The sequence below is a fragment of the Oceanococcus sp. HetDA_MAG_MS8 genome (assembly GCA_019192445.1).
In the GTDB taxonomy this organism is placed as follows: domain Bacteria; phylum Pseudomonadota; class Gammaproteobacteria; order Nevskiales; family Oceanococcaceae; genus MS8.
In genome coordinates, this window is record JAHCMK010000002.1 from 493,698 (window position 1) to 519,699 (window position 26,002).

Below are 26,002 nucleotides of genomic sequence, written 5' to 3' on the forward strand. Positions count from 1 at the left end.
AGGCTGCTGTCCATGCAGGCCAGCACCAGAGCCATCTCGATCACGACCTTCCTCCAGGCGAGGCATGAGGCCTCGTCCACCTTACGCCGTGGCGAAGAATTCGCCTGAGAAAGCTGATGAAACATTGGACCGTGGCAGACATACCCGATCAAAGCGGCAAAACAGCGATTGTCACTGGCGCCAACATCGGCTTGGGTTTCGAAACTGCCAAAGCCCTCGCGGATAAGGGCGCCAAAGTCATTCTGGCCTGCCGCAACCAAGACAAAGCCCTAGCCGCAGCCAACCAAATCGCAGGGGCAACGGAGGTTCGTCAGCTCGATGTGTCCGACCTAGAGTCGGTGCGCCACTTTGCCGCTGAGCTTCAGCAGGACTACCCGCATATCGATCTGCTCATCAACAATGCCGGCGTGATGGCCTGCCCACAGGCTGAGTCAGCTCAAGGCTTCGAACTGCAGTGGGCCACGAACCATTTGGGCCACTTTCTGTTGACGGGCTTACTGTTGGATCAACTGGAAGCCGCTCCTGCAGCGCGGGTTGTGGCCTTGGCGAGCATCGCCCATCGCGACGGGCGCTTTCATTGGCAGGACTTGCAGCATCGCGACAACTACAAAGCCATGCGGGTTTATTGTCAGAGCAAGCTTGCAAACTTGGTCTTCGCGTTAGAACTGGACCGACGGCTAAAAGCCAAAGGCAGTTCGGTGATCTCGGTGGCGGCCCACCCAGGCGTCGCCAATACCAACCTGGGATATGCCGGCCCAGGTTTCGCCCAAAGCCTGCCCGGCAAAGCGTTGGTGTGGATGGTTGGACATTTGCTGCACAGTGCAGCCCAAGGCGCACTACCCAGCCTGATGGCCGCCACCATACCGGAAGTTCATGGCGGCGAGTATTTTGGTCCGCAAAACAACGGACCACGCGGCGTCAAAGACAAGGAATGGAAGGGCCCTCCTGGCCCAGCCGTGATCAGCCAACATGCTCTCAATGCAGAGGACGGGCAGCGCTTGTGGCGTGAGTCCGAAGCCATGGCGGGCATCCAATACTTGAGTAATTAAGCCACTTTCAAGCGCCCCCGAACCCTAGTCAATGACCCTAAGACCTCTGCTTTTACTTTCGGCTGCATTGGGCCTGGGCCTCATTGGCCTAGGCTACTAGATCGCACCGCAAGTGATGTATGGCCTCTACGGCATAGGCCTTGAGACGGTGAACGAGGCCAACTAAACGCGGCATGATGGCGACAGCAACGAAAATGGGCAGCCAACCCTCCGTTATTGATCAACGGAGTGTGGAACAGCTGAGCTGCCCAGCATGGTCCGTTTGGGGCGCAGAGCCGACGTTTCTGAAACTAGGCGAGGTGTCAGGTCAGCAGACATTAGGCAACATCCTTGCATATCAGGAACAGTGATCCATAATTGCAAGGATGATTGAACGCAATCTACGACAACAAATTGACGTCGCGTTGAGCGAGTCACCAGCGGTAGCAATCTTGGGGCCTCGACAGGTGGGCAAGACCACTCTCGCTCGCCGCATTGCGGAGAGCCGAGATTCGATCTACTTGGATCTTGAATCCGAGCGCGACCTCGCCAAGCTTACTGATCCTGAATCATACCTTCGTAATCACTCTGAAAAATTGGTGATCATTGATGAGATTCAGAGATCGCCAGGCTTGTTTCAGTGCCTTCGCGGTTTGATTGATGAATCAAGAGCACGGGGCAGAAAGTCTGGCCTGTACTTACTGCTGGGTTCCGCCTCCATGGAGCTCCTGCGGCAGTCGGGAGAATCTCTCGCTGGCCGTATCAGATACCTTGAACTACCAATCCTTCATGCCGGCGAGGTGCAACCTGAACAGCAAGATTTGCTGTGGGTCAGAGGTGGATTTCCGGACAGTTTGCTTGCTTCTTCCGACGGCGCAAGCCTGCGCTGGAGACAGGACTTTATACGTACATATCTGGAACGAGATATTCCGCAACTCGGGCCGCGCATTCCCGCCGAATCACTGCGACGCCTTTGGACTATGCTCGCACATCAGCAAGGAGGCCTTTTGAATGCGGCTTCTCTCGCACGGTCATTGGCTGTTGATGGCAAGACCGTGGCTTCCTACATCGACCTACTTGTAGATCTTTTGCTCGTTCGCAGACTGGAGCCGTGGCATGCCAACGTGAAGAAAAGGCTCGTGAAATCGCCAAAAGTCTACGTAAGAGATTGTGGCCTCACCCACGCGCTGCTTGGCATACGGGACCAAGAGGCCTTATTGGGTCACCCCATAGCGGGCGATAGTTGGGAAGGGCATGTGATCGAATCTATCTTGGCAGCTTCACCATATGACACCAGAGCGTACTTTTATCGAACTGCTGCTGGCGCAGAACTGGATTTGATACTCCAGGTTCCGAATGAACAGGAGCCTTGGGCTGTGGAGATAAAAAGATCCAGCGCTCCAAGCCTCGGCAAAGGCTTTCACAACGCTCGCGAGGACGTAAAGCCAAGCCGTAGCATTGTGGTGTACGGAGGGTGCGAGACATATTCAATAGGCAATGGCATCGAAGCCATGTCGCTTAAAGCCCTGTGTAGCGAGTTGATGACCCTGACAGAATCTCAGTTGGTTTGAACTTCCTCTTTATGAAGGCCCTGACTGACCGCTGCAGGCACTGTTTAGCCGGTGGCTAGAAACGCTCACTCTACGTTGCTATAACTGGTCAAATGCGGCGATGGGGTATCCAATTTCAATGCTGTCGCCAGCGTGATCGCCACGGCAGAAACAATGGCCATGGATTGATCTGCGAGCGATGAGAGGTGAGTCGCCGCCGCAGCACAGAAGCCGCAACATATTCGATATATGTGAGGACTCCGACAAATCGGCAGGACAGCCGATTTGGACGGCGCAGCCGTCGCCGGAGGCGATGCGGTACACGGATGTACCGCATCAATACCGCCGGCGGCTCAGATCTCGAATGCAGCTACTTGACCCAACTAGACGTGCCGGCGCTGAGTTGATCTGCGAGCGAAGCAAGGTGGGGGGCCGCCGAAACGCAGAGGCCGCAGCGCTCTCAATGTACGTGAGGACTCCGACAAATCGGCAGGACAGCCGATTTGGACGGCGTAGCCGTCGCCGAAGGCGATGCGGTACACGGATGTACCGCATCAATACCGCCGGCGCCCCAGATTGCAAGCGCAGCAATCAAGTCGGTGCTTTCATTAAGCGCAGAGTGCGTCTAGGGACAACTCCATCATCTCCCCAGCACCCACATCCACGCGCTCCAGCAGGCCTTTGACCTCCGGCAGAATACGCGCCGCGAAGAACTTGGCGGTGGCGAGCTTGGCAGCCTTGAAGTCGGCATCAGGGTGGTTTTCAGCCGCGTCCAAGATGCGTAGCCAGTAATAACCAATGGCCGTCAAAGAGAAGGCCCGCTGGAATTCCACAGCGCCAGCACCGGCGTCGTTGGGGTCGGAGTTAAAGCGTTCCCGCAGTTGCTGGGTGGAGGTTTTCAGCGCAGCTAAGGCGGCTTTGAGCGGCTCGCTCAGGAAGGCTTGTGCAGGTTTGGCAGCAGCAACGGCAGCTTCCACACGGTTGAAGAAGGTATCGGCCATAGCGCCGCCCTTGAGTTGCAGCTTACGGCGAACCAAATCCATGGCCTGAATGCCGTTGGTGCCCTCATAGAGGCACAGGATCTTAGAGTCGCGCACCACCTGCTCCACGCCATGCTCGGCAATGAAGCCGTGACCACCGTATACCTGGACCGCTTCCAAGCCGTTTTCTACGGCCAGGTCCGTGCAGAAGGACTTCACCACAGGAGTGAACAAATCCACCCAGTCGGTGGCTTCTTCGCGGACTTTGGCATCTGGGTGTGCGGCGGCTAAATCGACGTGGATAGCGGTGTCGTAAGCCATGGCCCGCGAGCCTTCGGTTAATGCGCGCATCTTCAGCAGCATGCGGCGCACATCTGGGTGATCGGCGATAGGGCCGCCACCGCCGGTAAGGGTTTTGCCCTGAACCCGATCCTTGGCGTAGGAGAGGGCGCTTTGCAGAGCAAAGTCGGCCTGACCCAGGCCTTGGAAGCCCACCATGATGCGCGCTAGGTTCATCATGGTGAACATGTTCATGATGCCGCGGTTTTGCTCGCCTACCAGGTAGCCTTCGGCCTCTTCAAACACCATCACGCAGGTGCATGAGCCATGCATACCCATTTTGTGTTCGATGGCTTGGCAGTGAACGGGGTTGCGTTCACCCAAAGAGCCGTCGGCATTCACCTTGTACTTGGGCACGATGAAGGTGGATAAGCCTTTGACGCCATCTGGGCTATCGGTGCAGCGGGCTAGCACGTAGTGGACGATGTTATCGGCCATTTGGTGCTCACCAGAGGTAATGAAGATTTTCATTCCGCTGATCTTGTAGCTGCCATCAGCCTGCTTTTCGGCCTTGGTTTTCACTGCGCCCAAATCAGAGCCTGCCTGTGGCTCGGTCAGGCACATTGTTCCGGTCCATTCCCCGGTCGCCAACTTGGGCAGATAGGTTTGCTTTTGGTCATCCGAAGCGTGGGCATGCAGGGCCTCGAAACAACCCGTGGTCAGGCCGGGATACAAGGCAAAGGCGACGTTCGCGGCGCAGACCATCTCTTCCACAGCCTTGCCCAATGTATAAGGCAAGCCTTGACCACCCCAGTCTGGACTGTTCGCCAGACCCACCCAGCCCGACTCCCAATATTCGCGATAAGCCTCAGCGAAACCCGGCGGAACTGTTACTTCACCAGACTCTAGCTTGCAGCCCTCGTGGTCGCCGGTTTCTCGCAGCGGCAACAGCTTTTCTTCTGTGAAGCGAGCTGCCTCGTCGAGCACACCCTCAACGATATCGTCGGTGCAATCTTGAAAGGGCTCCAATTCACTGAGTTGCTGGATGCCCAGCACATCATTCAAAACAAAGCGGAGTTCACGTAGGGGGACTTTGTAGTAGGCCATGTGGGGGACGTTCTCAAACTTTAGAAGAGGTGGATGTTACCAAACACATACGCTACGGCCGCGCGGAGTAGATGACATCCAGCGCCATGCCATGGCCTGTTGTCGCCACTTGGACTGCGCCAAAATCTGCGGCGCTACAACCATTCCCAATGGACCAGATACCCTACTTTGCCGACAAAACATTAGGCTGCGCCTGAGCCAACTTGGCCGGGTACTCACAGCCTTTCCAGCTCACTCACAGAGTTTCGACGCCGCAGGAGCAGCCGCCCCAAGGTTTATAGCCCGCACTGCAGGCAGACCGCCACATTAAGAACCAAGCCGCAGGGATGCTGAGCACAGCCGCCCGAGAATTCATCCGAGCAGCACAGCCGGCTTAGGCGTTGTGTTCGCCTGAGCCCCAGCCGAAGTCTTTGAGTTTACGGGTGAGCGTATTCCGCCCCCAGCCTAGGCGGCGCGCCGCCTCTTGGCGATGGTCCTCGCAGGCATCCAGGGCGAACCTCGCCAGCGTTTTCTCCATCTCCAAGGTTGCAGCCGGCACCAAATCGCAATCACCGTCTTTCCATTTGTGCTCCGCCCAACGCAGTAGCGGGGCAATCCAGTCTTCGGTCCCTGCCTCTGCAGGGACAACAGTTTGCGTCGCGGGCTTGGGCACTTCGGTTGGCGATGAGATCGCTGACTTGACCGCGGAGCCCGCTGCGGAGCGTAGATCTTCAGGTAGATCCTCTACGTGCACCTGATGACCAGGAGCCATTACGGTGATCCAGCGACAAAAATTTTCCAACTGGCGTACGTTGCCGGGCCAGTCATGGGCCTGCAGCAGCTCGGTTGTGTCGGGCAGCAGTTGTTTAACTTCGGTTTCCAATTCCGCGGCGCTGCGTTGCAGGAAATGCCGCAGGAGCAGGGGGATGTCTTCGCGACGCTCGCGCAGCGAGGGCGTGCGCACCCGAATAACATTTAAGCGATGGAATAGGTCCTCACGAAAGCGGCCTTCGGTCACGGCCTCTTCCAGGTTCTGGTTGGTAGCCGCCACAATGCGAACATCCACCTGCACGGGCACATGCCCGCCAACTCGGTAGAACTGGCCGTCGGCCAGCACGCGGAGTAGGCGGGTTTGCAAATCGGGGGGCATTTCCCCGATTTCGTCCAGGAACAGGGTGCCCCCGTCGGCTTGTTCAAAGCGCCCAGCCCGCTGGGTGGTCGCCCCCGTGAAGGCGCCACGCTCATGGCCGAAAAACTCCGACTCCATGAGATCTTTGGGAATAGCCGCGGTGTTAATGGCAATAAAGGGCTTCTTGGCGCGGGGGCTGTGCGCATGTAGAGCTCGCGCAACCAGCTCTTTACCGGTTCCAGATTCACCCGTAATCAGTACGGTGATTTGCGATTTGGCCAAGCGGCCAATGGCGCGAAACACCTCCTGCATGGCAGGTGCCTCACCAACAATGTGCGCCGTGGTGGGGGGCGTGTCGGACACAGCCGCCTCGCGCTCACGCGAGCGCGCGGCTCGCTGCACCAATTCCACCGCCTCATCCACATCGAAGGGCTTGGGCAAATACTCAAAGGCCCCGCCTTTGTAGGCTGCTACCGCCGCGTCCAGGTCGGAGTGGGCCGTCATCACAATCACGGGCAACTCGGCGTTTACAGCATGCACGCGCGATAAGAGCTCTAAACCGTCAATGCCGCGCATGCGGATGTCGGTGATCACCACATCCGGCTGATCCTCTTCCAAGGCATCCAACATTTCGATGCCGCCGGCAAAGGCCTGTACATCGAGGCCAGAACTTTGCAGCGCGCGCTCGAGCACCCAGCGAATCGAATCGTCGTCATCGACCACCCAGACTTTTAAGCTCATGCGGTTGTCCTCTGGATTGGTAAGTACAACGAAAACACCGTGTCCCCTGGCCGGCTCTCGCATTCGATCAAACCACCGTGATTGCGAATCAATGTTTGAGCGATAGCAAGTCCTAGGCCACTTCCCTCGGCGCGCGAACTGACCATGGGATAGAAGATTTTTTCCATCATGTCACTGGGGATACCCGGCCCTGTGTCACAAATGTCTACGCGTAACACCAAGCGATGGCGCACTCCACCAATGGTGAACTGACGCATGGCCCGGGTGCGCAATATCAGCCGACCGGTTTCCTGTTCACGCATGGCGTCCAAGGCATTAACGCCAATGTTTAAAACCGCCTGAATAAGCTGCTCGGGGTCGGCGGGTACATCAGGAAGACTGGGGTCGTAATCGCGCTCGATGCTAATCGCAGCAGGCGCCTGTGCCTCCAGCAAAGTGCGTACATGCTCGACGACCACGTGGATATTGGTGGGTTTGAAGGGCACCGGCCGACTGGGGCCAAGCAGGCGATCAACCAGATCTTGAAGGCGATCGGCCTCGCGAATAATGATGCCGGTAAAGTCACGTAGATCTTCAGAGGGCAGTTCTCGTTCGAGTAACTGGGCCGCGCCACGCAGGCCGCCCAGCGGGTTTTTAATTTCGTGGGCCAGGCCACGAATCATTTCGTGGTTGACCTCTTGTTGCTGCCACTGAGCATCTTCACGAAAGATGCGGTGAGGACGGTCGCGAGTCGAGAACTCCATCGCCAGCATGCCGTCGCGCTGGGGGCTGAGGCTCACATCGGCAACAAAGCGGTCTTCACTGCCATTGCTACGGCGCAGACGAAGGTCGCGCGCCATATACGCCTCTTGTTCTTCCAAGGCCTTGAGGATGGGTTCGCGCAAAACGCTCAGCGCCGGCAGCACGGTAAACAGCTTGGCGCCACAAGCAAAGCCATCGGAGACCCCAAACATCATTTCAGCAGCACTGTTGAGACGATCTACGGTTTGGTCAGCGTGAATGGCGATGACGGCCGTGGCAAGGCCATCTAACAACTCATCACCGCGAATCTTATGTTTATGTTTTGCCATAGCGCTCAAACAAGTGCGCCCCCTAAAAAGGGGGCGCGCCGAAGTCGACGGCACAGCTCGGAATCAGCGCCCGAGCCGCGCCCAAATAGTCTGCAGCAGACCTGATTAGAGGCTGTAGTACATGTCGAATTCGACCGGGTGCGTGGTCATCTTCAGACGTGTGGTGTCTTCACGCTTCAGCGCGATGTAGCCATCAATCATGTCGTCGGTGAAAACGCCGCCGCGGGTAAGGAACTCGCGATCTGCATCCAGAGCATCCAGCGCCTCATCCAAAGACTCACAAACCTGTGGGATTTCCTTCTCTTCTTCTGGCGGCAGGTCGTACAGATCCTTATCCATGGGGTCGCCAGGGTGGATCTTGTTTTGAATGCCGTCCAGGCCAGCCATCATCAAGGCTGCGAAAGCCAGGTAAGGGTTGGCGGTGGAATCCGGGAAGCGCACCTCAATACGGCGAGCCTTAGGATTGGAAATAAACGGAATACGGATCGACGCGGAGCGGTTACGCGCCGAGTAAGCCAACATGGTTGGGGCTTCGAAACCTTTGACCAAACGCTTGTAGCTGTTGGTAGAAGCGTTGGTGAAAGCGTTCAGAGCACGCGCGTGCTTAATCACGCCGCCAATGTAGTACAGCGCGGTTTCGGACAAGCCGCCAACGCCGTCGCCGGAGAACAGGTTCTCGCCGTCTTTGCCCAGCGACATATGCACGTGCATGCCGTTGCCGTTATCACCAACCAGCGGCTTGGGCATGAAGGTGGCGGTTTTGCCGTAGCCAGCAGCCACGTTTTGGATGGCGTACTTGAGAATCAAGACTTCATCGGCCTTCTTCACCAAGGTGTTGAATTTCACGCCGATTTCGCACTGACCGGCGGTGGCCACCTCGTGGTGATGCACTTCGGTTTCTACGCCCATCTCTTCGATGGCCAAGCACATGGCCGAACGCAGGTCATGCAGCGAATCCACCGGAGGAACAGGGAAGTAGCCGCCCTTAACACCGGGGCGGTGCCCCATGTTGCCGTCTTCGTAGACTTTTTCGGTGTTCCAAGAAGCCTCTTCGGAGTCGATCTTGTAGAAAGCACCGGAAATGTCGGCGCCCCACTTGATGTCGTCGAGCACGAAGAACTCGTTCTCAGGACCGAAGAAGGCCGTATCGGCGATCCCGGTGGAGTTCATGTAAGCCTCGGCGCGCTTGGCCACCGAACGTGGGTCACGCTCGTAACCCTGCATGGTCGCAGGCTCAACTACGTCACAGCGCAGGATCAGCGTGGTTTCTTCCGAGAAGGGGTCGATAACGGCCGTTTCCGGGTCCGGCATCAGAATCATGTCGGACTCGTTGATGCCCTTCCAACCGGCAATGGAGGAACCGTCGAACATCTTGCCGTCTTCGAACACATCTTCGTCGATGGTGTGAGCGGGAACGGTGACGTGTTGTTCTTTACCGCGGGTATCGGCGAAGCGGAAGTCCACGAACTGGACCTCTTGGTCGCCAATCATCTTGAGTACGTCGCTAGCCGACATGCGAATCTCCCTCGCTGGGTACAAATGAATTATTGAAAGCAGGCACCAAAGGGCGCCTTGCAGCACACTACAAGAGTCCTCCCCTGTAGCGAACGCGGAGTGATTCAGCAGGAAACATGCCAGTTTCTATGCGGCATAAGCACTGAATGCACCGACGATGTGCGCAGTCTGCACCATTTATGCGCACCATGAAAGCGCACCACTCTTGTGCGCTACGAATGCCCTGCAGTTGGGGCCGAGTCCCAAGGACGATTAGAATGGGCGCCTTTTCATCCCTCGGACAAATGCCATATGGCTGTGCCCGCCACCTTTTCGGAGCTAATTGCCACCCTGCAAGACTTTTGGGCTCGGCAAGGCTGCGTGATTCTGCAACCTCTGGATAAAGAAGTTGGGGCTGGAACCTTCCATCCAGCAACATTCTTGCGCTCATTAGGCCCAGAGCCTTGGAAAAGCGCTTATGTACAGCCTTCGCGCAGACCGACGGATGGTCGCTACGGCGACAACCCCAACCGCCTCCAGCATTACTATCAATTCCAGGTGCTGCTGAAGCCCTCGCCGCCAGATATTCAAAACCTGTATTTGGAGTCGCTCAAAGCGCTGGGATTAGACCCATTGGTGCACGACATCCGCTTTGTAGAAGACAACTGGGAATCGCCGACCTTGGGCGCTTGGGGCCTGGGCTGGGAAGTGTGGCTGAACGGCATGGAGGTCACTCAGTTCACCTACTTCCAACAAGTAGGCGGCCTGGAGTGCAAGCCTGTGTCCGGCGAGCTCACCTACGGCCTAGAACGGCTTGCCATGTATTTGCAGGGCGTGGAGTCGGTCTATGACTTGGTTTGGGCGCGTGACGGGGAGCGCGTGGTGACCTATGGCGATGTGTTCCACCAAAACGAAGTGGAGCAGTCACGCTACAACTTTGAAGAAGCCGAAGTTGAGGATTTGTTCGCCGCCTTCGCCAAAGCCGAAGCCGCCTGCAACAAGTTGGTTGAGCGCGGCTTACCACTGCCCGCCTATGAACGGGTACTGGATGCCTCGCATGCCTTCAACATGCTGGATGCCCGCCAAGCCATTTCTGTCTCCGAGCGCCAGGCTTATATTTTGCGGGTGCGCAATTTGGCCCGCGCCTGCGCCGAGTCCTATTACGCCGCACGCGAAGCCCTGGGCTTCCCCCTGTGCACCGAGGATCGCTAAATGTCCGCGCCCCTGCTTATCGAAATCGGCTGCGAAGATCTTCCTGCCCGCTACCAACAGCCCTTAGCCACAGCTCTTGCCGATAGCATTAGCCAAGGTCTTGATAAAGCGAATGTTCCACGTGGATCAGCACGTTGGTTCGCCACGCCACGGCGGCTGGCCGTATGCGTTGACGAGACGGCCGCGCAGCAGCCAACACAACACATCAAACGCCAAGGCCCTGCGCTCAGCGCTGCACTCAAAGATGGGCAGCCCACGCCCGCCGGGCTGGGCTTTGCCCGTTCTTGCGGCGTGGATTTTGACGACCTGGAGCAGATAGAGACGCCGAAGGGCACCTATCTGATGTACGTCGCTGAGCAAGCCGGCAAAGCGCTGCAAGACTTGCTGCCTGAGTTATTTGCCCAGGCCCTCAAAGCCATGGACCAAAAAGCTCCAAAGCGCATGCGCTGGGGCTCGGGCAGCGCCACTTTTGTACGCCCGGTGCAGTGGCTAGTCGCCCTGCATGGGAGCAGCCCGGTTGCTTTGGAAGCGTTTGGTTTACAAAGCAGCAACCGCAGCTTCGGCCACCGTTTCCATGCGCCCGAGGCCGTGCCTTTAAGCCACGCCGCAGATTACGAGCAAACCCTGCGCGAGGCCAAAGTCTGGGCGGACTTTGACACCCGCCGCGCCGCTATTGAAGAGCAAGTACAAGCTGCAGCTGCCGATATCGGTGGCGAAGTCGTCATTGAGGCCGAGCTTCTGGATGAGGTTACGGCGCTCGTCGAATGGCCCAGCACCATTCACGGCCGCTTTGATGAGAGGTTTTTAGCCGTGCCTGATGAGGCTGTAGTGCTGACCATTCAGGAGCATCAACGCTATTTCCCGGTGTTCGATGCGGCCGGGGCATTGCTACCCGTCTTTATCACCGTGGCCAACATTGAGTCGCGCGACCCTAGTCAAGTGATTGCCGGCAACGAACGCGTTGTCCGCCCCCGCCTCGAGGATGCTCTGTTCTTTTGGGAACAGGATCGAAAGCGACCTTTGGCGGAGCGGTTGGACGATTTGGCCCGCGTCACTTGGGCTAAAGGCCTGGGCGACCTCAAAGCCAAGGCCGAGCGTATCGCACACCTGGCCGCTCACTTGGCGGAACCCTTTGGCGCCGACCCCGCTGCGGCACGCCAAGCCGGGCTCTTAGCCAAGTGTGACTTAACCACTCAATGCGTATTCGAGATGCCCGAACTCCAGGGCATTATGGGTGGGCACCTGCTGCGCGCCGAAGGCAGCGCAGAGGCCGTGGCTACAGCGGTCGCCGAGCACTACCAACCTCTGGGCCCGCAAGCCGCAGTCCCGGAATCTACATTGGGCCGGGTGGTTGCGGCGGCTGACAAACTAGATACCCTGGCAGGATATTTCTCCATCGATGCCATTCCCACGGCCAGTAAAGACCCCTACGGTCTGCGTCGGGCCGCACTGGGCCTACTACGCATTCTGCTGGAATCTGGCGCCGCACTGAGCTGGGAGGAGCTGCTGGATGCCGCTAGCTTCAGCCTCAGCCCCGCTCAAGCCCAAAGCCTGCGGGAGTTCTTGCAGGACCGCCTACGTGGCGTACTGGCAGACCAAGGTGCCCCCGCTGCGGTGGTGGCTGGAATTTTGGACCAAGCCCTAGGCCCTGTCGACGCTCAGGCGCGCGGAGCCGCTGTCACCAGCTTTATCGACAGCGAGGCTGGCGACGCACTGGTGCAGAGCTCCAAGCGGGTGCGCAACATTCTGCGTAGCGCGCAGGAGGCCGACCGCAACGCCACGCTGAGCGAAGCCGACTGTGTAGAGCCGGCCGAGCAGGCTTTGTTCCAAGCGCTGCAAAGCCTGGATGACAACCACACAAACTACGCCCAAAGCCTGACTCAGCTCGCCACCTTGCAGGCCCCCATTGCCGGCTTTTTTGAGTCGGTCATGGTGCAGGTCGATGATCAGCGCCTGCGGCGTAATCGCCTGGCATTGTTGGAGGCCTTCGACACAGCCTGCAATCGCATTGCCGACTTTGAGCGTATTGCAGGCGGCTAGGTCGCGCCGGCTACCCATGTCTGGCTGGATGTTGCGATTGCGCCGCCTCGTGTGCATGTCGGGCTTGCTATGGCTCTGCACCAGCGCGGCTCTGGCCAAGGAGGACTGCGCCAAGCCTACCTCCATGGGCTGGGCGGTTGCCGACATCCGGGAGCTCCCAGCCGAGCTTTACGTACAAGGCTTTGCGATCCGCGGCGGGCGTTGGTATCTCAGCGGAGGTGGCTATGGCCAATCCCAAGTGCAGGTGTTACCCGCACCCGGACAGCCCTGGCGCAGCCTCAAGCAGTCCTTGCATCCACGGCTCTTCGCCGAGGGGCTAGGGCTCTATGAGGACAGCTTATGGCTGCTCACCTGGCGGGCTGGCCGTGTGTTGGTGCTCGACGCCAACACCCTGGAATTGCAGCATCAACACCGCTATTCCGGCCAGGGCTGGGGCTTAGACTGGGATCCAGACGAGCAAGCATGGGTGATGAGCGACGGCAGCAATACTCTTCGCTGGAGATCCGCCGCCGACTTCTCTGTGCGCAAAGAGCTCAAGGTGTTCAACCAACGCAGGCCTGTCACCCGGCTGAACGAGCTAGAACACACGGCGCAAGGGCTTTGGGCCAACCAATGGCAGGAAGACCAGCTGCTGTTGATTGATACCAACACCGGCTGCGTGCGCTCGCGTCTGGATCTAAGCACTTTATGGCCGTCCGCCGAACGCCCACCGCGCGCCGAGGTACTCAATGGCATCGCCCTCGATCGCTCTTCTGGCCTGCTGTGGGTCACCGGGAAGTTCTGGGGGCGCGCCTTCGGACTCAACCTGACACAGCCGAGCAGCCCCGAGCCGGATGGGATTTCACGCAAATGACCCACAAAACGTGTACCGTTCGCCGGCGGCAATAGATATGCACACGGGACCCTCATTTCTATGACCAATCTTTCCGGATCCGAGGTCGCGGACGCGACCCCTAACCGGTCGGCCGGAACCTGGCTACAGGTTGCGGTCTTTATTTATCTGTTGCTGGTTGCCGTAGCCATGATTGGAAGCGGCTTCAAAACCGCGGCCGGCGACGAAGCTGAGTCCCTCTTCGCTTTTGCCACCAACCCCTTTTTGGCGCTGCTTATTGGGGCCTTGGCGACGGCATTGATCCAATCCTCCTCCACCGTGACCTCGATCATCGTGGGCTTGGTGGCGGGCGGCATGCCGGTGAGTATTGCCATCCCCATGGTCATGGGCGCCAATATCGGCACCACTATCACCAACACCATTGTGAGCCTGGGCCACATTGGGAACAAAGACGAGTTTAGGCGCGCGTTTTCCGCGGCTACGGTGCACGACTTTTTCAATGTGTTTGCGGTGGTGATCTTCCTGCCATTGGAGATCATGACGGGCTTTTTAGAGACCGCGGCCTCTAGCCTGCTTGGGCTGTTCATGAGTGACGCCGATCTGTCGATCAAGGGCCTGAACTTCATGAAGCCCCTCACCAAGCCCGGCGTGACCCTCGCTAAAGACCTGCTGCACGGCATGGGTGCGAATGACCTGATCACCGGCGTGGTGATGATTGTGGCCGGCGTGGGCTTGATCTTGTACGCGGTCATCCGCGTTGGCCAACTCTTACGCCGCGCCCTGGTCGGGCGTGCCAAGCAGATTCTGCACTCGGCTATTGGTGGTGGCCCCCTGTCTGGCATTGGCTCGGGCATGCTGGTGACGGTATTGGTGCAGAGCTCCTCCACCACCACCAGCTTAATGGTGCCCTTGGCCGGCTCGGGCGTATTCCAGACCCGCGATATTTACCCCTTTACGCTGGGCGCCAACATCGGCACCACCATCACCGCCTTGCTGGCAGCCACGGCAGTAGTTGGCGACCAAGCTGCAGCGGCCATGCAAATTGCGCTGGTGCACCTGATCTACAACAGTTTAGCGGTAGCTATGCTGTACCTTGGCCCTACTGCCCTGCGGCTACGCCAGGTGGCCGAGTTTCCCGTCCGCTGCTCTTATTGGCTGGCCGACTTGGCAACTCAGCACAAGTCTTTGGCCTTGGCCTATGTGTTGGGTTTGTTCTTCGTGCTACCCGGCGTCATGGTGTTTGTGTTTGGCGGCTAATAGGAGGCCCAAGCAATGACAAAGCAGGATTATTTGGGCGACCTTGAGAGCCGTATTGCAGCGGCCAAATCCACTTTGGCCGAGCTTGAGGCCCAACGCGCCGAACTCAGCGCCCAACAGCAGCATGCCGCCATTGACCAGCTCGAATCCAGCATTACCTCCACAGAGCACCAAATCGAAGACCTGAAACGGGCCGGAGAAGGGGCTTGGCAAGACATACGTCAAACCATCGAAGCTCTGTGGGATGAGCTGGATGAGTGGGTCCGCGACCACCTGCAGCGCAAGCAGAACAACGAATAGGCTTTGGCAGACACACGGCCTTCAATGCCGCAGCCTCACTTACTCCGTTGGCGGATATCGGTCGAAAACTGGTAGCTCATGCGCATTTTCCATCCAGCTGATTCTCTCGGCGACCTGAATGTGCGCCCTTGCTGACAATGCGCCGGGATCATCGTAGGTCCCACTCTGGATATCGACAAGGCCGGGCAAGGTCTGAGCATTGGAATAGAAAAGGCCCGTTCCGCAATCTGGGCAGAATTGTCTTCGCCCGTGTTCAGATGAGGCATACACTTTGGGCTTTCCCTGGGTAATGGTCAGGGCGGATTCGGCATACATCGTCCATCCCACCATTGGGGCGCCAGCATGACGCCGACAATCCGAACAGTGACATAAGGCGTGCGTGTATGGCTCGCCGATAACGGTGTAACGAATGGCCCCGCAATGACAACCTTCATCAAGTTTCATAAATCATCTCTTTGTCGGTGACGGGTTCCACGACCTGCGGTAATAAACAACGCGGTCGCCTTATCCGGCACATCAGCCGTATGCCAGGTTCCCCGTGGGTTAATGACATACTCTCCTGGCCCAATGGCCACAAGGTCGGTGGAGTTATCGGCGTGTTCCTGGTAGATCGTCATATTGCCGGCAATGCACAGCACGACTTCTTCGCCTTCAGGGTGCATTTCCCAAGTGTCCCAATCTTCCGAAAATTCGTAAATCGACACAATGCGAGCGTCTGCGCCGTCATCCGCGTGTCGCTGAAGATAGGCTTCATACCATTCCATCCCGCTAAACTCTGGCTCAGGCAAGGCTGTTGCGCCCAGCCCCAGGTGGATAGGAAAACGGCGAAGATCAATTGGGTCTGACATCAATGCCCTCCAATATTAGCCTCTGGCGATCAGACAGCTCTCGCGCTCACTCATCGTTCCAAAGCGCCCTTTCCGGCCAAAATATGGTCGCGAAATTTGGCAATCCTAGCGACTCGAGTTTGGGGCTTCTTAGCGGAATTGAGATTGAACAAATAGCTTTTCTGGCGTCCCGGCGTCAGCTTGCGAAACCCTGCCGCTAGTTCAGGATCGGCAGCCAATGCCTCAGTGAGCTCGGTCGGCCACGCAACCGTAGCTTCGACATTCGGCGCTTTCAGGCCTTTTTCGGCATAGCCCATGGCCTCGCTAAGGTAGCTCCTAATCACATGGCCCAGTGCGGTGACCTGCCCGCTGGAGGTGAAACGAAACATATCGGGATACTGGGTATTCGGACCCTGCCTTTGCAGGATATTGTCATGGTCTTTCAGCAGGCCTGCGTTAAAGAAGCTCAAGCGGAAATCTTCGCGAAAGGCACCGATCAAGACAATGTTGCGCCCAGCGTGCATGTAGCAGGGGTGTCCCCATTTCACCGTTTCGGACAAACCAACTTCTAGGCACATCTGGCGAAGTTCGCCTAAGCCGCTGTTCCATTTTTTAGTGGAGCAGTCATCTGTCGCAAACCTCTCACAGCGGCCGCAGCCCTGGTCGAAGTACTCTTCGATGCTCTTCACCATGGCCATACTGACTCTCCTCCATAGGGCTGTGCATAGGCCGTCGGCCACGGCCGATTTGGCGGCTCAAACTCGCCCCACACAGAGTATTGCTATCTCCTAAAGGGTGGTTTTCAACGACGAGCACGAGGTATTGGCGGAAGAACTACGCTTCGAGAAGCTTCTGGAAACCGCCATAAATAATGCGTTTGCCGTCAAATGGCATGTTCTGCGGCATATCTGGGTCATCCATGATATTTCCCCACCCGCTGTCGCGTGCCTCTTTGGACTCCCAAACGACCCAGGAAAAAACCACGGCTTCGTCAGGCTTGCGCATGACGGCAGAATTCAGCGAATTTAACTCGCCGTCCGGAACATCGTCACCCCAACACTCGACGACCGATAGTGCACCGTGCTTCTTGAAAATTTCGGCGGCGATTTGCGCATGCTCTAGATAGGCTTGCTTATTGTTCACGGGTACTGCTGCCACGAAGCCATCGACATAACTCATCTCAATCTCCTCAACAGGTGTTATCCCTAAGATAAACCCAATACCGCGTCAGCACGAAGCCCACATCCTGAGAGTACAGCCATGCAGCCTCGTCAAACGACTCGATACCAAGTCAGCTGCGCTAAACACAGCGGGCGCGACCACAAAAAAAGCCGCAGCCACTTCGCATGGCTACGGCTTTTTTGATTGGCTTGGCCCGACTTACTTCAGCGTGAGCTTGATGAAGTGAATGAGGCGCTTCACAAAGCTTGTGTAGGGCGGTGCCATAAGCAGGCTGGCCGAGAATTTGTTATCGACCACGGTGCGCTCATGGGAGAAGGCTTTGAAACCCCATTTGCCGTGCGAGTTGCCGATGCCGGAGTTATTCACGCCGCCAAAGGGGGCATTCATATGCAGGTATTGGTTGGTGCAGGTGTTGATGCAGGTCCCGCCGGCCGAGGTTTCACCAATAGTTTTGTCGACCACCCGGCGGTCATTGGCGTACACGTACAGGGCCAAGGGCTTGGGCTTGCCGTTGATGTAAGCGATGGCCTCATTCAAATCTTTGTAGGGCACCACGGGCAGCAGCGGCCCGAAGATTTCCTCATCCATCACCCGTGAGTCCATCGGCACCGAGTCCAAAATGGTGGGCGCAATGCTTTGGGTGTCTTCGCGAGTGGTGCCGCCACAAGCCGCCACCGCGCCCTTAGCACGCGCCTCAGCCAGCAGGCCGCTGACTCGCTCGTAGTGCCGGCCATTCACAATGCGGCAGTAGTCCGGGCTTTGGGTGGCGTCCTCACCATAGGTGGCTTTGAGGTGGTCCGCGCAGGCCTTGATGAAGCTGTCTTTAATGTCTTCATGCACCAGCACGTAATCAGGTGCAATACAGGTTTGGCCGGCATTAAGAAACTTGCCGAACATAATGCCCTTGGCGGCGCGTTCCACATCAGCCGAGGCATCGACGATGGTGGGCGATTTACCACCTAGCTCCAAGGTCACCGAGGTCAGATTCTTGGCGGCCGCAGCCATGATGATCTTGCCCACAGCTGGGCTGCCGGTGAAAAAGATATGGTCGAAGGGCATTTCCAGCAGGGCGGTGGTTTCTTCCACGGCGCCCTCAACCACTGCGACTTCACTTTCATCAAAGGTTGCGGCGATGAGTTCCCGCGTCACTTTGGATGTCGCAGGCGTGAGCTCAGAGGGCTTCAGAATGGCCGTGCAGCCAGCGGCAAGCGCCGACACCAAAGGCATCAGCGACAAGTTCACCGGGTAATTCCAGGGCGCAATAATCAGGCTGACACCCTTAGGCTCGTAGCGAACGCGGGTCTTGGTGCCAAACATCAGCGCCGTCGGCCAAACTCGCTCACCTTTCATCCAGCGTTTGAGATGGGCCTTGGTGGATTTAATTTCCGCCAATATGGGAATCAGCTCACCAATATCCACCTCTGTTTCGGGCTTACCAAAGTCTTCAGCGCAGGCTTGTTTAATCTCGCCCTCGCGGGCCAGAACCGCGTCCCGCAGCCGATTCAGTCTTGCAATTCGCTCCTGGGCCGTGCTGGTTCGCCATTGCAAAGCCGTGCGCTGCTGCGCGGCAAAAATACGTTTCATGTCCGCAATGGCGGCGTTTTCGAAGCGGGGGTCCGCGCTAGGCGCGGGAGCGGCTGCACTCATTTGTAGTCCTCATGTACGGGCGTGTGCGAGGTGTCTCCTCAAAATGACACGTCCGGTCTAATGTATTTCTCCACTGTAAGGAAAATTGCGCGAGCCGTCATCGCGCCAGCGTCCGAGCTTATGTCGCGTGAGCCGTGCACAGCACCACAGCGCGTCCGTCATGCGTCCCGGCAAGCATGGCTTCGCACACCGGCATGATCTCGGCTAAGGGGACTTGGTGGCGCAACCACAGGCTGTGATCTAGCTGCCAATCCCCGAAAATCTTCTCCCAAATTTGTCGGCGCGGCGCCATGGGCCATTCCACCGAATGCACGCCCAGCAGGTTTACGCCGCGCAAAATAAAGGGCAGAACCGTCGCCGGTAGTTTGGCCGACCCGGCCAGCCCAATACTGGCCACATTGCCCCACAAATTGGTTTGGGCAATGAGCTGGGCCAGCAGCGCACCGCCCACGTTGTCGATCACACCACCCCACTGGGTTTTCTGCAGTGGCGGGGCCTGCTCGTCGACGTCGGCAGCGTGAATATCCACCGCCCCAAGCTGCTTCAAGTAATCCGCATGGTCGGCGCCGCGACGGGTAACAGCCACAGGCGCAAACCCCAGCTTCGCCAACAAGGCAATGGCGATAGAGCCCACACCCCCGGTAGCGCCGGTAACGGCAATAGGCCCCATATCTGGCCGCTGCCCATTGTCGAGCATGCGCTGCACAGCCAGCGCCGCCGTGAAACCGGCTGTGCCCCAGGCCATGGCCTGCACACTGGATACGCCTTGCGGCCGAGCAATGACATTCTCGGCAGCCATCACCACTTCGGTGGCCAGCCCACCATCGACCTGCTCACCCAGAAAACAGCCTGTGGCCAACACCGGCGCGCCCACCGACCATTGCGGGCTGGAAGACTCGATAACCTCTCCCGCAAGGTCAATACCTGCGACGCAGGGGAAGCGACGCATGATGCGCCCCTTGCCGGTCACAGCCAGGGCGTCCTTGTAGTTCAGGCTTGAGGCCTCAATGCGAATGCGAACCTGATCTTCCGTCAGGGGCAGGGGTGCCTTTTGTACCCATTGCGCAGGGGAATCTTTGGCCTCAACTTGCCACGCGAATATGCTGCTCATGCTGTCTCCTCCTTCAAGCCGGAGCAGGCATCCTAGCGCGAACCGCCTGTTCCAGCCGCATTAGCGCCCTGGCACAGACATGGCTGCGTTCAGCCACAAGGACCGGTTTCCAATGAGCCGGACGGCAGCAGAACCCAGCAGATCTACGCTGGGCTATCGGGTGTATTCCAGCAACACCGTTACCGGAACGGTGGGATTAATCGCATTGAGCCCGGCCACTTCGCGCAGGGCCTGCACGCCGTCGAGCAGATCAAAATCGGCGGCTGCGAGTAACACCGGGGCCTCCGAGCTCACCTGCAGGCGGTCATCGGCCAAGCGGGCCACACGTAGCTGGGTGGGCAAGGTGTGGGTATGACCATGTAGGTCTAGCTCCAGCTTGGTCTCCAAAGTTTGAGTGCTACCGGGCGCAAGCTGGGCAATGAACTGAGGCGGAAGAGCAATGCGCGCCGTGGCCAAAGGAAAATCCGCCACCTCGAACAGCATCTGCTGCATGCGGGTGTTACGGATGTCGATGCCGGTTTGCACGCTGGCTAGGTCCACCACCAAGCTGGCGCGGCCATCGTCGTTGATCTCGCCATCGAGCTTAGAGAAGCGGTGGGTTTCGGTGATCTGGCCGTTCTTGGTGGACAGGAAGTGCAGGCTGGACTGCGTGCTATCCAAAGCCCAATCCCCTCCGGCGCTGGGCGTGGGCTGGGAGTTATTGCACGCCGCAAACACAGACACACAGAGCAACAAACACATACGCCAGATGGCTGCGGCTGGTGAGAAGGTCTTAGGCATAGTCATCTCCAAACCTGAGGGCGGAGCTTCAGTCTGCCACGGGACGCGGTAGCTGCAAGCGATCCCATAAGGCCAGCGTGGGCGCGGTTTTGTTCAGGGTGTAGAAGTGCAGTCCGGGGGCACCACCCTCCATGAGGGTGTCGCACAGGCGGCTGACCACATCCAAACCAAAATCGCGGATGGACTCGAGGTCATCACCATACTGCTCTAAGCGCAGCCGGATCCAGCGCGGAATCTCGGCGCCGCAAATTTGCGAAAAGCGGCTGAGTTGGCGGTGATTGGTGATGGGCATGATCCCCGGAGTGATGGGCAGATCATAGCCCGCGGCCCGCACCTGTTCGCAAAAATCGAAGTACGCGTCGGCGTTGAAAAAGTACTGGGTGATGGCGGCGTTGGCACCACAATCCACTTTGGCCAGAAAGTGCTTGAAGTCAGTCGCCGGTGAGCGGGCCTGCGGGTGCATTTCGGGGTAGGCCGCCACTTCAATGTGAAACTCATCGCCGGTTTCCTGGCGAATGAAGCGCACCAGGTCGGCGGCATAGCGGAACTCGCCTGCCGGCAGCCCTGCCCCGGAAGGCAAGTCCCCGCGCAGTACCACGAGCTTACGCACTCCTACCTCTCGGTAGCGCGCCAACAAATCGCGGATGAGGGCCGGGTCGGTATTCACGCAGGAAATATGCGGCGCGGTATCCAGCTGCAACTTTTCACGCAGCATGGTCACCGCTTCGAGGGTGCCGCCTTGCACCGAGCCGCCAGCACCGAAGGTCACCGACACATACGCTGGGCCCAGGGCAGCCAGCTCAGCCGCCGTTTGGCCAAAGCTGGCCCAGGCGTCCGCAGCACGCGGCGGGAAAAATTCCAAACTGTACTGCGCGGTCATGGTGCGAGCTCCGAAAATGACATTCTCTGTAATGTTGTCGGCAGTTTTGCAGGGTGCCCTCAGCTTAGAAGGCTAACGCCACGAAGCTTAGGGCTCAAAAGCACTTTGGCCCGCATGGCCCTTGGGCGCAAACGCTAAAGGTTTGGCTTCTACCGACAAGGTAATAAGGGCCAGCATCAGGGCCACCAAAGACGGCCCTGATGCTGGCTGCTGCGAAGAGCCATGGGTGACACACCCACGAGCTCCTTGCGGCTGATCCCACTGTAAGCACAGCGCTTACAGCGCAGGGACCTTAGTAGCGGTAGTGCTCAGGCTTGTAAGGGCCTGCTACCGGCACGCCAATGTAATTGGCTTGGTTGTCGCTCATTTCGGTGAGCTGGGCGCCAATGCGGGCCAGGTGCAAGCGAGCGACTTTTTCGTCCAGGTGCTTGGGCAGCACATAAACGCCTGGCTCGTAATCGCCTTCCTTGGTGAACAGCTCGATTTGTGCCAGCGTTTGGTTGGTGAAGCTGGAGCTCATGACGAAGCTGGGGTGGCCGGTGGCGCAGCCCAAGTTCACCAAGCGACCCTTGGCCAACAAAATAATGCGCTTGCCATCCGGGAAAATCACATGATCAACCTGGGGCTTGATGTTTTCCCACTCGCATTCGCGCTCGAGTTCGGCAACCTGAATTTCGTTATCGAAGTGACCGATGTTGCACACGATGGCCTCGTTCTTCATGGCCTTCATGTGATCCATGGTGATCACTTGGTAATTACCGGTGGCCGTGACGAAGATGTCGGCTTTGTCGGCCGCGTAATCCATGGTGACCACTTTGTAGCCTTCCATCGCGGCCTGCAGCGCACAGATGGGGTCGACTTCGGTGACCCACACCTGGGCCGAGAGGGCACGCAGGGCCTGGGCGGAGCCTTTACCCACGTCGCCGTAACCAGCGACCACGGCGATTTTGCCAGCGATCATCACATCGGTAGCGCGCTTGATGCCGTCCACCAAGGACTCACGGCAGCCGTAGAGGTTGTCGAACTTGGACTTGGTGACCGAATCGTTCACGTTGATGGCCGGGAAGGGCAGACGGCCTTCCTTGTGCATTTGGTACAGACGATTCACGCCCGTGGTGGTTTCTTCGGTCACGCCCTTGATGTTCTCGCGAACACGGGCATAAAAGCCACGGTCTTCAGCCAACTTGCGACGAATGGAAGCGAACAGGGCCACTTCTTCTTCGCTGCCTGGGTTGTCCAGAACGCTTTCGTCATCGGCAGCGCGGGCCCCCAGCAATACCAGACCAGTAGCGTCACCACCATCGTCCAGAATCATGTTGGGTGTGCCACCGTCGTGCCATTCCAAAATGCGGTGGGTGTACTCCCAGTACTCATCCAGAGTTTCGCCTTTATAAGCAAACACTGGAGTGCCGTTCGCAGCGATGGCAGCCGCGGCATGATCCTGCGTGGAGTAGATGTTGCAGGAGGCCCAGCGCACTTCAGCGCCCAAGGCTTCCAGGGTTTGAATGAGCACAGCCGTTTGAATGGTCATGTGCAAGGAGCCAGCAATGCGGGCACCTTTGAGCGGCTGATCAGCGGCAAACTCTTCGCGCACCTGCATCAAACCGGGCATTTCGGTTTCGGCAATGGCGATTTCCTTGCGTCCGTAATCGGCAAGGTTGATATCAGCAATGGTGTAGTCGGGCTCGACTTTAGCTGCGGGTAAATTCACGTTGTGTTGCTCCGAAAAGTGAGAGAAATTGAGGGCGGGGTCCCTCCCGTCCGGGTTATCTGACGTGGGCCGGATAACCAGTCCGGCACTGTCACAGCACCGGAGCGGTCGGCCTGATTACGGCCGACCTTCAAAACTGCGGCCTGGAGCCACACCATGGCCACTCCAAGCTCGTCCAAGGACAGCCTTGGCTTAGAGGCCAGCGTCATCACGCAGGGCATCAGCCTTGTCGGTCTTCTCCCAGGGGAAGGCCGTGAAGCTATCTTCGTGATCGACCAACTGGCCGTTCTCGCGGGTTTGCCAGCGGTAGCTGCGCTGTTCGGGCTCGCGTCCGAAGTGGCCATAGGCCGCGGTGGACTGATACATGGGGTGCAGCAAGTCCAGCATGGTCGTAATGGCGTAGGGGCGTAGGTCGAAGTGTTTACGCACCAGCGCCACAATCTTGTCGTCGCTGATCTTTCCGGTACCGAAGGTGGTCACCGAAATGGAGGTGGGCTCGGCCACGCCAATGGCGTAGCTCACCTGGATCTCGCATTTTTCGGCGAGCCCAGCGGCGACGATGTTCTTGGCCACATAGCGCCCAGCATAGGCCGCGCTGCGGTCAACCTTGGACGGATCTTTGCCGGAAAAGGCGCCGCCACCATGGCGGGCCATACCGCCATAAGTGTCCACAATGATTTTGCGCCCGGTGAGTCCGCAATCCCCCACCGGGCCGCCGATGACGAATTTGCCGGTGGGGTTGATGTGGAATTGGGTGTCTTTGGTCAGTAGCTCAGCTGGCAGCACCTGCTTGATCACCAGCTCCATCACCGCTTCCTGAAGCTTGGACTGGCTCACCTCGGGATGGTGCTGGGTGGACAGCACTACGGCATCAATGGCCACAGGTTGGCCGTCGCGATAACGCAAGGTCACCTGGCTCTTCGCATCCGGGCGCAGCCAAGGCAGCTGCCCAGACTTACGCGCCTCAGCTTGGCGTTCGACGAGGCGGTGCGCATATTGGATCGGAGCCGGCATTAAAGCCGGGGTTTCATTACAGGCATAACCAAACATCAGGCCCTGGTCGCCCGCACCCTGGTCTTCAGGCTTCTTACGCTCGTCGGCGTTGCCATCCACGCCCATGGCGATATCGACGGACTGCTTACCGATGAGGTTCAGCACGCCGCAGGTTGCGCCATCAAAGCCCACTTCAGAGCTGGTGTAGCCAATATCCGCAATCACTCCACGAACTAAGTCTTCGAGATCAACCCAAGCATTCGTGGTGATTTCTCCGGCCACGATGGACACACCGGTTTTCACCAGCGTTTCGCACGCAACCCTTGCGTGTCGATCACGCGCCAGTAGCGCATCAAGCACCGCATCAGAGATCTGATCAGCAACTTTGTCGGGGTGGCCTTCAGAAACCGATTCTGAAGTGAAAATGTAATCAGCGGACATTGTGTAACCTTTTCGTCATCCGTCCATCCGGATAAGCGGATGATAAGCCATTCGCGGGCTTGACAACAGCCCGGCAGGCAAAGGATTCTCGCCAGCCCCTCGCATGCGGAATTCAGGCCATGGCCTTAACCCCCTCCAACATGCTGCCTCTTGGCACCCCGGCCCCTGCCTTCACCTTGCTCGACAGCGTGTCGCGCGAGGAGAAAAGCTGGGCCGATATTCGGGGCAAGGCCGGCACAGTGGTGATGTTTATTTGTAACCATTGCCCCTATGTGAAGCACATCGAGGCTGAGCTCCCCCGCCTGGCCAGGGATTACATGGCACGCGACCTGGGCTTTGTGGCCATCAGCTCTAACGATGCCCAAAGCTACCCTGAGGATGGACCAGCGGCCATGGCCGCCAATGCCCAGCGCCTGGGTTACCCATTTCCCTACCTGTATGACGCCGAACAAACCGTGGCCCAGGCTTTCGATGCCGCCTGTACACCCGAGTTTTATCTGTTCGACGCACAAGATGAGCTGGTTTATCGCGGGCAGCTGGACGGCTCCAGACCCGGCAACGATAGTCCCGTGAATGGGGCAGACCTGCGTTCTGCCATCGATGCCCTGCTCGCCGGCCAGCCGCCTCTGAACGACCAGCAGCCCAGTGTTGGCTGCAACATCAAATGGAAAAACGCATGACTGTCTGTGCCCTGCCCGGAGCCAATCTCAACGTGAAGCCCGGCGAATTTCCTTACCCCGAGTTCGATATCGAGGCCCAAGGCCAACAACAAGCGGTGCTGGCCGGCGGCTGCTTTTGGTGCACCGAGGCGGTGTACCGCGAGCTAGCTGGCGTGAGTGATGTTGCCCCAGGCTATGCTGGCGGCGACCGGGACAGCGCCGATTACCGCAAGGTTTGCAGCGGAACCACAGGCCATGCCGAGGCCATCCGCATTTCCTATGCTGCCGATCAACTTAGTTTCGGCACGCTGCTGCGGGTGTTCTTCTCGGTGGCCCATGACCCCACTCAGCTCAACCGCCAGGGTAACGATGTCGGCCCTCAATATCGCTCGGCCATCTTCGCGCAAAACCCAGAGCAAGAAGAGGTGGCGCGCCGCTACATCGAGCAGCTCAACACCGCCAAGGTGTTCTCAAGTCCCATCGTGACAACCATGGAAGAGGGCGAGTTCTTCCCAGCCGAAAGCTACCACCACGACTACGCCGCACAGAACCCGAACCAACCCTACATTGCCGCCGTGGCCGCGCCCAAGGTGCACAAAGTGCGGGAACGCTTCGGTTCGCTGCTGCGTAAGTAACCCATAACCTCCAAGGTTTGGGTGGCTGCGCCCACCTGAACAGCATGCTGAGGAGGTGCCACCCTCCGGCATGAACAGTGGAACCTGAAGTGTGCAGGCGTTCACCCGTACAATACCGGGTCCAGCCGTGTGTTTCGC

General features: G+C 58.2%; 23 protein-coding genes. 9 read left to right on the forward strand and 14 right to left on the reverse strand.

Annotation, left to right across the window (positions count from 1 at the left end):
* The first annotated feature begins 116 nt into the window (after positions 1–116).
* Positions 117–1,049 (forward strand): SDR family NAD(P)-dependent oxidoreductase, encoded by a 933-nt coding sequence (locus KI787_05080; GenBank protein MBV6629312.1) that lies wholly within the window; start codon positions 117–119, stop codon positions 1,047–1,049.
* A 365-nt stretch (positions 1,050–1,414) separates the two neighbouring features.
* Positions 1,415–2,599: an ATP-binding protein gene (locus tag KI787_05085; protein MBV6629313.1), complete on the forward strand. Its 1,185-nt coding sequence runs from the start codon at positions 1,415–1,417 to the stop codon at positions 2,597–2,599.
* Positions 2,600–3,186: 587 nt separating this feature from the next.
* Here the strand turns inward: KI787_05085 and KI787_05090 are convergent.
* From KI787_05090 to glnA, 4 genes are all read right to left on the reverse strand, one after another.
* A complete protein-coding gene (locus KI787_05090) occupies positions 3,187–4,944 on the reverse strand; it encodes an acyl-CoA dehydrogenase C-terminal domain-containing protein (protein ID MBV6629314.1) in 1,758 nt (585 codons plus the stop codon).
* 373 nt (positions 4,945–5,317) lie between these two features.
* Entirely contained in the window at positions 5,318–6,793 is a 1,476-nt protein-coding gene (gene ntrC / locus KI787_05095) for a nitrogen regulation protein NR(I) (GenBank protein MBV6629315.1), read from the reverse strand.
* Positions 6,790–7,863: a PAS domain-containing sensor histidine kinase gene (locus tag KI787_05100; GenBank protein MBV6629316.1), complete on the reverse strand. Its 1,074-nt coding sequence runs from the start codon at positions 7,861–7,863 to the stop codon at positions 6,790–6,792. Before KI787_05100 ends, ntrC begins: the two co-directional genes overlap by 4 nt.
* 105 nt (positions 7,864–7,968) lie before the next feature.
* Positions 7,969–9,378: a glutamate--ammonia ligase gene (gene glnA / locus KI787_05105; GenBank protein MBV6629317.1), complete on the reverse strand. Its 1,410-nt coding sequence runs from the start codon at positions 9,376–9,378 to the stop codon at positions 7,969–7,971.
* A 291-nt stretch (positions 9,379–9,669) separates the two neighbouring features.
* On the opposite strand from glnA, the gene glyQ reads away from it, so the two are divergent.
* Genes glyQ through KI787_05130 form a run of 5 tightly spaced genes read left to right on the forward strand, consistent with a single transcriptional unit; the run spans position 9,670 to position 14,998 of the window.
* The gene (gene glyQ / locus KI787_05110; protein MBV6629318.1) at positions 9,670–10,569 is read left to right on the forward strand and encodes a glycine--tRNA ligase subunit alpha; all 900 of its coding nucleotides are present in this window, start codon (positions 9,670–9,672) and stop codon (positions 10,567–10,569) included.
* Positions 10,570–12,609 (forward strand): glycine--tRNA ligase subunit beta, encoded by a 2,040-nt coding sequence (glyS, locus tag KI787_05115; protein MBV6629319.1) that lies wholly within the window; start codon positions 10,570–10,572, stop codon positions 12,607–12,609.
* Positions 12,610–12,637: 28 nt separating this feature from the next.
* Positions 12,638–13,462 (forward strand): glutaminyl-peptide cyclotransferase, encoded by an 825-nt coding sequence (locus tag KI787_05120; protein ID MBV6629320.1) that lies wholly within the window; start codon positions 12,638–12,640, stop codon positions 13,460–13,462.
* 60 nt (positions 13,463–13,522) lie between these two features.
* Entirely contained in the window at positions 13,523–14,698 is a 1,176-nt protein-coding gene (locus KI787_05125) for a Na/Pi symporter (GenBank protein ID MBV6629321.1), read from the forward strand.
* A 15-nt stretch (positions 14,699–14,713) separates the two neighbouring features.
* Positions 14,714–14,998, forward strand: a complete 285-nt coding sequence (locus tag KI787_05130; GenBank protein MBV6629322.1) for a hypothetical protein — start codon at positions 14,714–14,716, stop codon at positions 14,996–14,998.
* Positions 14,999–15,037: 39 nt separating this feature from the next.
* On the opposite strand, the gene KI787_05135 is transcribed toward KI787_05130, so the two are convergent.
* The 10 genes from KI787_05135 to metK form a co-directional block, all read right to left on the reverse strand.
* Positions 15,038–15,442: a GFA family protein gene (locus KI787_05135; GenBank protein ID MBV6629323.1), complete on the reverse strand. Its 405-nt coding sequence runs from the start codon at positions 15,440–15,442 to the stop codon at positions 15,038–15,040.
* Complete coding sequence (locus KI787_05140; GenBank protein MBV6629324.1) at positions 15,439–15,846, reverse strand: hypothetical protein; 408 nt, start codon at positions 15,844–15,846, stop codon at positions 15,439–15,441. The genes KI787_05135 and KI787_05140 overlap by 4 nt, the downstream gene beginning before the upstream one ends.
* A gap of 50 nt (positions 15,847–15,896) precedes the next feature.
* Positions 15,897–16,523, reverse strand: a complete 627-nt coding sequence (locus KI787_05145; GenBank protein ID MBV6629325.1) for a YdeI/OmpD-associated family protein — start codon at positions 16,521–16,523, stop codon at positions 15,897–15,899.
* Positions 16,524–16,659: 136 nt separating this feature from the next.
* Entirely contained in the window at positions 16,660–17,004 is a 345-nt protein-coding gene (locus tag KI787_05150; protein ID MBV6629326.1) for a DUF1428 domain-containing protein, read from the reverse strand.
* A gap of 201 nt (positions 17,005–17,205) precedes the next feature.
* Positions 17,206–18,654 (reverse strand): aldehyde dehydrogenase family protein, encoded by a 1,449-nt coding sequence (locus KI787_05155; protein ID MBV6629327.1) that lies wholly within the window; start codon positions 18,652–18,654, stop codon positions 17,206–17,208.
* 118 nt (positions 18,655–18,772) lie between these two features.
* Complete coding sequence (locus KI787_05160) at positions 18,773–19,765, reverse strand: YhdH/YhfP family quinone oxidoreductase (protein ID MBV6629328.1); 993 nt, start codon at positions 19,763–19,765, stop codon at positions 18,773–18,775.
* Between the two features lie 153 nt (positions 19,766–19,918).
* The gene (locus tag KI787_05165) at positions 19,919–20,545 is read right to left on the reverse strand and encodes a YceI family protein (GenBank protein MBV6629329.1); all 627 of its coding nucleotides are present in this window, start codon (positions 20,543–20,545) and stop codon (positions 19,919–19,921) included.
* A 28-nt stretch (positions 20,546–20,573) separates the two neighbouring features.
* Positions 20,574–21,425, reverse strand: a complete 852-nt coding sequence (gene metF, locus KI787_05170) for a methylenetetrahydrofolate reductase [NAD(P)H] (protein MBV6629330.1) — start codon at positions 21,423–21,425, stop codon at positions 20,574–20,576.
* A 292-nt stretch (positions 21,426–21,717) separates the two neighbouring features.
* Positions 21,718–23,136 (reverse strand): adenosylhomocysteinase, encoded by a 1,419-nt coding sequence (gene ahcY / locus KI787_05175; protein MBV6629331.1) that lies wholly within the window; start codon positions 23,134–23,136, stop codon positions 21,718–21,720.
* Between the two features lie 192 nt (positions 23,137–23,328).
* Positions 23,329–24,570 (reverse strand): methionine adenosyltransferase, encoded by a 1,242-nt coding sequence (gene metK / locus KI787_05180; GenBank protein ID MBV6629332.1) that lies wholly within the window; start codon positions 24,568–24,570, stop codon positions 23,329–23,331.
* Between the two features lie 119 nt (positions 24,571–24,689).
* On the opposite strand from metK, the gene KI787_05185 reads away from it, so the two are divergent.
* Both KI787_05185 and msrA read left to right on the forward strand, forming a co-directional pair.
* Positions 24,690–25,250, forward strand: a complete 561-nt coding sequence (locus KI787_05185) for a thioredoxin family protein (GenBank protein MBV6629333.1) — start codon at positions 24,690–24,692, stop codon at positions 25,248–25,250.
* Positions 25,247–25,864, forward strand: coding sequence for a peptide-methionine (S)-S-oxide reductase MsrA (gene msrA / locus KI787_05190; protein MBV6629334.1), 618 nt, complete (start codon positions 25,247–25,249; stop codon positions 25,862–25,864). Before KI787_05185 ends, msrA begins: the two co-directional genes overlap by 4 nt.
* Positions 25,865–26,002 lie beyond the last annotated feature (138 nt).

What these genes read in the sequence shown, in the direction of transcription:
- KI787_05135 (MBV6629323.1), bottom strand. Translation starts at nt 15,442, where the DNA reads ATGAAACTTGATGAAGGTTGTCATTGCGGGGCCATTCGTTACACCGTT.
- KI787_05080 (MBV6629312.1), top strand. Translation starts at nt 117, where the DNA reads ATGAAACATTGGACCGTGGCAGACATACCCGATCAAAGCGGCAAAACA.
- KI787_05185 (MBV6629333.1), top strand. Translation starts at nt 24,690, where the DNA reads ATGGCCTTAACCCCCTCCAACATGCTGCCTCTTGGCACCCCGGCCCCT.
- KI787_05130 (MBV6629322.1), top strand. Translation starts at nt 14,714, where the DNA reads ATGACAAAGCAGGATTATTTGGGCGACCTTGAGAGCCGTATTGCAGCG.
- ntrC (MBV6629315.1), bottom strand. Translation starts at nt 6,793, where the DNA reads ATGAGCTTAAAAGTCTGGGTGGTCGATGACGACGATTCGATTCGCTGG.
- KI787_05120 (MBV6629320.1), top strand. Translation starts at nt 12,638, where the DNA reads ATGTTGCGATTGCGCCGCCTCGTGTGCATGTCGGGCTTGCTATGGCTC.
- KI787_05085 (MBV6629313.1), top strand. Translation starts at nt 1,415, where the DNA reads ATGATTGAACGCAATCTACGACAACAAATTGACGTCGCGTTGAGCGAG.
- KI787_05150 (MBV6629326.1), bottom strand. Translation starts at nt 17,004, where the DNA reads ATGAGTTATGTCGATGGCTTCGTGGCAGCAGTACCCGTGAACAATAAG.
- KI787_05090 (MBV6629314.1), bottom strand. Translation starts at nt 4,944, where the DNA reads ATGGCCTACTACAAAGTCCCCCTACGTGAACTCCGCTTTGTTTTGAAT.
- glnA (MBV6629317.1), bottom strand. Translation starts at nt 9,378, where the DNA reads ATGTCGGCTAGCGACGTACTCAAGATGATTGGCGACCAAGAGGTCCAG.
- KI787_05140 (MBV6629324.1), bottom strand. Translation starts at nt 15,846, where the DNA reads ATGTCAGACCCAATTGATCTTCGCCGTTTTCCTATCCACCTGGGGCTG.
- metK (MBV6629332.1), bottom strand. Translation starts at nt 24,570, where the DNA reads ATGTCCGCTGATTACATTTTCACTTCAGAATCGGTTTCTGAAGGCCAC.
- glyS (MBV6629319.1), top strand. Translation starts at nt 10,570, where the DNA reads ATGTCCGCGCCCCTGCTTATCGAAATCGGCTGCGAAGATCTTCCTGCC.
- KI787_05145 (MBV6629325.1), bottom strand. Translation starts at nt 16,523, where the DNA reads ATGGCCATGGTGAAGAGCATCGAAGAGTACTTCGACCAGGGCTGCGGC.
- KI787_05160 (MBV6629328.1), bottom strand. Translation starts at nt 19,765, where the DNA reads ATGAGCAGCATATTCGCGTGGCAAGTTGAGGCCAAAGATTCCCCTGCG.
- KI787_05165 (MBV6629329.1), bottom strand. Translation starts at nt 20,545, where the DNA reads ATGCCTAAGACCTTCTCACCAGCCGCAGCCATCTGGCGTATGTGTTTG.
- msrA (MBV6629334.1), top strand. Translation starts at nt 25,247, where the DNA reads ATGACTGTCTGTGCCCTGCCCGGAGCCAATCTCAACGTGAAGCCCGGC.
- KI787_05125 (MBV6629321.1), top strand. Translation starts at nt 13,523, where the DNA reads ATGACCAATCTTTCCGGATCCGAGGTCGCGGACGCGACCCCTAACCGG.
- metF (MBV6629330.1), bottom strand. Translation starts at nt 21,425, where the DNA reads ATGACCGCGCAGTACAGTTTGGAATTTTTCCCGCCGCGTGCTGCGGAC.
- KI787_05155 (MBV6629327.1), bottom strand. Translation starts at nt 18,654, where the DNA reads ATGAGTGCAGCCGCTCCCGCGCCTAGCGCGGACCCCCGCTTCGAAAAC.
- KI787_05100 (MBV6629316.1), bottom strand. Translation starts at nt 7,863, where the DNA reads ATGGCAAAACATAAACATAAGATTCGCGGTGATGAGTTGTTAGATGGC.
- glyQ (MBV6629318.1), top strand. Translation starts at nt 9,670, where the DNA reads ATGGCTGTGCCCGCCACCTTTTCGGAGCTAATTGCCACCCTGCAAGAC.